The organism is Candidatus Aminicenantes bacterium (assembly GCA_026393795.1).
Lineage (GTDB): Bacteria > Acidobacteriota > Aminicenantia > UBA2199 > UBA2199 > UBA2199.
On record JAPKZL010000277.1, the window covers coordinates 1 to 5,469 of the forward strand.

Below are 5,469 nucleotides of genomic sequence, written 5' to 3' on the forward strand. Positions count from 1 at the left end.
GGTGGCATAATCCATCACCTGCAGCAGGATGTTGAAAATGTCGGCGTGGGCTTTCTCGATCTCATCGAGGAGCAGGACGCAGTAGGGCGACTTGCGCACGGCATCGGTCAGCAGTCCCCCTTCCTCGTAGCCGACGTAGCCGGGCGGGGCGCCCACCAGGCGCGAAACCGTGTGCTTTTCCTGGTATTCGCTCATGTCGAAGCGCAGCAGCGGGATGCTTAAGACGTCGGCCAGCTGCCGAGCCAGCTCGGTTTTGCCCACTCCGGTCGGCCCGACGAAGAGGAACTTGGCCACCGGCTTGTCCGCCTCGCTCAAACCGGAGCGGGAACGCTTGATGGCCCAGGCCACTTTCTCCACCGCGTGATCCTGGCCGAAGATCCTGGCCTTTAATTCCTCCTCCAGGAGCTGCAGGTTCCTGACCTCGGACACCGACACGCTGCGGCGCGGGATCTTGGCGATTTTGGCCACCACCTGCTCGATGGCTTCCATGCCGATGGTTATCGGCCCACCCTTTTCCGGGGCGCTCATGCGCGCATAGGCTCCGGCCTCATCGATGACATCGATGGCCTTGTCGGGCAGGAAGCGGTCGTTGATGTACTTGCCTGACAATTCTGCGGCCGCGCGCAGGGTTTCCTCGGGGTAGACGACGCGGTGGTAATCCTGGTAGCGCGAGCGCAAGCCGAGGAGGATGTCATAGGTCTCCTCGATCGAGGGCTCGGGGATCTCGATTTTCTGGAAGCGGCGCGCCAGGGCGCGGTCCTTCTCGAAGTATTTCTTGTACTCCTCGTGGGTGGTCGTGCCGATGCAGCGCAGCTTACCCAGGGCCAGCACCGGCTTGAGTATGTTGGCGGCATCCAGCGCACCGCCCGATACCGCTCCGGCGCCGATGACGGTGTGGATCTCGTCGATGAACAGGATGGCGTTCTTTTCATGCTGCAGGACGTTCAGCACTTTTTTCAGCCGTTCCTCGAAATCGCCGCGGTAGCGGGTCCCGGCCAGCAAAGCCCCCATGTCCAGGGCGTAGATCTTGATGGAACGCAGCGCCGGCGGCACCTGCCCCTGCACCACCCGCTGCGCCAGCCCCTCGGTGATGGCGGTCTTGCCGACGCCTGGATCGCCGACATGGACGGGATTGTTCTTGCTGCGCCGGCAGAGGACCTGCAGCGTCCTCGACAGGATATCTTCGCGGCCGATCAGCGGTTCGCCCGTCCTTGGCGGTCGGGGCCTCCTTTTTACGTCCGCGCGCCCTGTCGCTCCCTGCAGCGGCGCCATTTACTGCCGCTGCGGCCGGAGCGGCCGCGTCGGGGCCGTGAGTGATGGCGTTGAGCAGGTCGTAGCGGCTGACCCCCTGGCGCTGCAGCATGTAGGCGGCGAAAGACTCCTTTTCCTCCAGCAGGGCGGCGTAAATGTCGCCGATGGCCAATTCCTTTTTCTCGGCAGCGACCGTGTGGACGATCGCCTGTTCCATCAATTCCTGAAACCCGAGCGAGGCCACCGGGTCGAAGCCGGTCGCCTTCGGCACCTTTTCGTTGAGGTAGGTCTCCAGTTCCTTTTTCAGCAGCTCGACATTGGCGCCGCACTGGCTGATGATGGCCGCCGGGTTTTCAAAAAAAAGCGACACGTAGAAGAGATGCTCGGGGGTCAGGTATTCGCTGGTGCGGCTGCGGGCATCGGCGAAGGCCACGGCCAGGATGCGATTCAATTCCTCGTTGATTTCCATTTTTTAGCCGGTGATCGGTTCAGGCTTCCTCGTAGCTGCAGCGCAGCGGGAATTCATGCTGGCGGGCCAGGGCATGCACCTGCGCCACCTTGGTGCGCGCGATGTCCAGGGAATAGACGCCGCAATTGCCGCTACCGCGGCGGTGCACGTCGAGCATGATTTGGGTGGCCTCCTGGGCAGGTTTATGAAATATTTTGACCAGGATCTCGACCACGAACTCCATGGTCGTAAAATGATCGTTGTGCAAAACGACCCGGTACATCTTCGGCTCGCGTATTTCGGTCTCTTCCTTTATCTGCAGTTCTGCATCGGACCCGAAAATAGTATTTTGATCACTGCCCATGGCTGGCCTCTATCTCCCGGCCAATTTTAGCCGATTGCTCCCCGACTGTCAACAAACAAATCAGTTGCTATTGCTTTCATTAAAACTACTTTCTATAATGTTTTTTCTTTTATTTGGCAGAATGAAGAATCCAAAATAAAAAAGAGGCCAATCATGAATGGAAGTGAAAGGAAACAACCGGTCGAACTGCTCAGGGAGATCGGCCTGGTCGCCGCCGTGGCCTTCGCCATCGGCTCGGTCATCGGCTCGGGCATCTTCAAGAAACCCGGGCTGATGGCCTCGCAGCTCGAATCGCCGCTGCTGCTGCTCCTGGTCTGGGTCGTTGCCGGCGTGATGACCCTTTTCGGGGTCTTAAGCATCGCCGAGATCTCGGGAATGTTCCCGGCCGCCGGCGGCCAGTATGTCTATTTCAACAAGAGCTACGGCGATTTCGCCGGCTACCTGTACGGCTGGGCGGTGTTCATCGTCATCCAGACGGGCTCCATCGCCTCCATCGCCTATGTCTTCTCCGATTCCCTGGGCTATTTTTTCAGGTTCCCGCGCCTGGGGCCGGCCTGGGAAGCGTTCGCCCTGCGCATCCCCGGCCTCGGCTCGATCACGCCGTTCAAGTTCATCGGCCTGAAAGGCTGCACCATCCTGCTGATCCTGTTCCTGACCGTGATCAACTACCTGGGCGTGCGCCTGGGCAGCGCCGTGCAAATTCTCTTCACCTCCTTGAAGATCGCGGCCATCCTGGCCATCGTGGTGCTCGCTTTCACCATCGGCCACGGCAGCCTGGCCAACTTCACCCAGTCGGCCGTAGCCTTCAGCCACGGTTACACCCCCGTGTTTTTGGCCTTTATCATCGCCATGGCCGGCGCCTTCTGGGCCTACGACGGCTGGATCAACATCACCTACCTGGCCGGCGAAATCAAGAACCCGCAGAAGAACATGCCCCGGGCCATGATCATCGCCACCGCGACCTTTATCACGATCTACCTCCTGATCAACCTGGCCTACTTCTACCTCATCCCGGCCAAGGTCATGGGCGCCAAGTACCTGGCCGCGGAAGCCAGCGGCCAGTCCTACCTGGTGGCCACCGACGCCGCCTCATCCTTCCTGGGGAACTTGGGCGGCAGCCTGATCGCCATCGCCATCATGATTTCCACTTTCGGCACGACCAACGGCACGCTGATGATGTCGGCGCGGGTCTACTATGCCATGGCCAGGGAGAAATTGTTTTTCAGGAAGCTGCAGGACGTCCATCCCCGCTTCCGCACCCCCGGGCCGTCGTTGATCGTCCAGGGCATCTGGACGTCGGTACTTATCCTGAGCGGCACCTTCGACCAGCTGACCGACATGCTGATCTTCGTTTCCTGGATATTTTACGCCGCCGCCGCCCTCGGGGTGATCGTCCTGCGCCGTAAAATGCCCGATCACGAGCGCCCTTACCGCGTCTGGGGCTATCCGGCCGTGCCGGTCCTGTTCATCATATTCGCCATGATCTATGTCGTTTTCACCTTGTACTCCGACATCAGCAACTATGTGAACGGCCGGGCGCCGCTGATCAACTCGCTGGCCGGCCTGGTTCTGGTGGCCCTGGGCATTCCGGGCTACATCTATTGGAAACGGCGCAAGACCAGGGAGGCATCATGAAAAGGACTTTTTCCGTGATTCTCGCCCTGACGCTGTCGGCCGCTTCCCTTTGCAGCCAGACAAAAAAGCTGACCGCCTATCCCGACATGATGGTTCAATTGAAAAAACTGGACGCCGCCAGTGGCCGGGTATCCCTGGAGACGATCGGCCGATCGGTCCAGGGAAGGGACATCCCGGCGCTCTTTTTTTCCAGCAACACCTTCGCCGGCCAGCGGGGCAAGAAGCCGCTGGCGCTCATTTTCTGCCAGCAGCACGGCGACGAGGTCTCGGGAAAGGAGGCCGCCCTGCTCCTGGCCGCCGAGCTGCTGGGAAGCGAAAAAAATATTCTTGAACGCCTCGACCTGATCCTGGTGCCGACGGCCAACCCCGACGGTTCCGAGCTGAAGCAGCGTCGCAACGCCAACAACCGCGATTTGAACCGCAACCACGTCCTGCTGAGCGAACCGGAGACCCTGGCCCTGCACCGGCTGTTCCAACGGTGGTTCCCGGAAATCGTCCTCGACGTTCACGAGTATGGAGCCGTCTCGCCGTGGTGGGTCGGCCAGGGTGTGATAAAAAATGTCGATGAAATGCTGGGGAGCCTCAGCAACCTGAACACCGATGCCGGAATTCGCGCCTTCAGCCAGGAGGTCTTTTATCCGGCCGTCAGGGAACGGGTCGAAAAGGACGGCTATATCCTGTTCCCCTACATGGTCGGCTCCCCCGACGAGCATGACCGCCTGCGCTTTTCCACCAACGACATCGACGACGGCCGCCAGGGCTTCGGCATCTATGGCACCCTGGCCTTCATCCTCGAGGGCAAGCGCTATGGCGGCATGGACAACATGCTGGAACGGCGCTCCGCCACCCAGCTCAGCGCCATGACCGCCTTCCTGCGCACCGTTGCTGAGCGGGGCGGCGAGATCATGAATCTGGTGCGCACGGCGCGGACCGGGCTGCTCCAGGAGGTCGCGGCCGACGAGCGCGCCTTCGTGCGCATGGATTACTTCCCCGACCCGGCGCGGCCCAGCATCGCCTTCCCCGTCTTCAACCTGGCCGAATGGAAGGCGGAAACGCGCGAATGGAAGAATTTCGCGCCGCTGGTCAAGATCAAGAAAAGCGTCCCGCTGCCGTTCGCCTACATCATCCCGGCAACGGAAACCGCACTGATCGAACTGCTGCAACGCCACCAAATGCGGCTTTTCCGGCTCACGGCCCCGGCCGCAGCGACCGTGGAGCGTTACCAGGTGCTGCATGTCGCCGGACGCATCGAGGAGGAGATCTCAAAGCCCGAACTCGACCTGGAAAAGACGAGTGAAAAGACCGGCCTGCATGCGGGCGATGTCGTGGTCTTCCTGAACCAGCCGGCGCGGCGCCTGATCCCGCTGCTGCTCGAACCGGAATCCTCCTGGGGCATCCTGACCGACACCGGCGAAGTCCCCGCGGCATTCGGCGCCTACATGCGGGAAGGCGGCGTGTATCCGGTCATGCGCTTGATGGAGAAGATCGAGCTTCCCCTGGAAGAGATCGAGTAGGTTCATTGTCTTGACAATTTTTAGCCGATTGAATAGTATTTTCCTTTAACCGAGGAGGCGAAAAATATGAACGGAGGACTGACATTATGGGGCTGGCTCTCCCTGGCCGCGGCCTGGGGCGTGATCCTGGTATTGACGGTTTACTGCTTTACCCGCGTGCTGCTGGCCAAGAAGAAAAAAGAGACCGGCCAGGTCGATAAAGGCGGTCGCATGCAATGGGGCTCGCGCATCGGCCTGATCCTGGCCATGGCCGGCAA

Annotated in this window: 4 protein-coding genes and 2 pseudogenes; 3 read left to right on the forward strand and 3 right to left on the reverse strand. The window is 60.6% G+C overall.

Annotation, left to right across the window (positions count from 1 at the left end):
- The 3 genes and pseudogenes from NTW95_13345 to clpS form a co-directional block, all read right to left on the reverse strand.
- Positions 1 to 1,203: pseudogene (locus tag NTW95_13345) on the reverse strand (AAA family ATPase).
- Between the two features lie 340 nt (positions 1,204 to 1,543).
- Positions 1,544 to 1,720, reverse strand: a pseudogene (locus NTW95_13350) (hypothetical protein).
- Between the two features lie 19 nt (positions 1,721 to 1,739).
- A complete protein-coding gene (gene clpS / locus NTW95_13355) occupies positions 1,740 to 2,063 on the reverse strand; it encodes an ATP-dependent Clp protease adapter ClpS (GenBank protein MCX6558394.1) in 324 nt (107 codons plus the stop codon).
- 153 nt (positions 2,064 to 2,216) lie between these two features.
- Between clpS and NTW95_13360 the strand changes: the two genes are divergently transcribed.
- The 3 genes from NTW95_13360 to NTW95_13370 all read left to right on the forward strand — a co-directional run.
- The gene (locus NTW95_13360) at positions 2,217 to 3,698 is read left to right on the forward strand and encodes an amino acid permease (GenBank protein ID MCX6558395.1); all 1,482 of its coding nucleotides are present in this window, start codon (positions 2,217 to 2,219) and stop codon (positions 3,696 to 3,698) included.
- A complete protein-coding gene (locus tag NTW95_13365; GenBank protein MCX6558396.1) occupies positions 3,695 to 5,212 on the forward strand; it encodes a DUF2817 domain-containing protein in 1,518 nt (505 codons plus the stop codon). The genes NTW95_13360 and NTW95_13365 overlap by 4 nt, the downstream gene beginning before the upstream one ends.
- Before the next feature lie 66 nt (positions 5,213 to 5,278).
- Positions 5,279 to 5,469, forward strand: a 191-nt coding sequence (locus NTW95_13370) for a hypothetical protein (protein MCX6558397.1), incomplete at its 3' end; no start/stop codon positions are given.

What these genes read in the sequence shown, in the direction of transcription:
- clpS (MCX6558394.1), bottom strand. Translation starts at nt 2,063, where the DNA reads ATGGGCAGTGATCAAAATACTATTTTCGGGTCCGATGCAGAACTGCAG.
- NTW95_13360 (MCX6558395.1), top strand. Translation starts at nt 2,217, where the DNA reads ATGAATGGAAGTGAAAGGAAACAACCGGTCGAACTGCTCAGGGAGATC.
- NTW95_13365 (MCX6558396.1), top strand. Translation starts at nt 3,695, where the DNA reads ATGAAAAGGACTTTTTCCGTGATTCTCGCCCTGACGCTGTCGGCCGCT.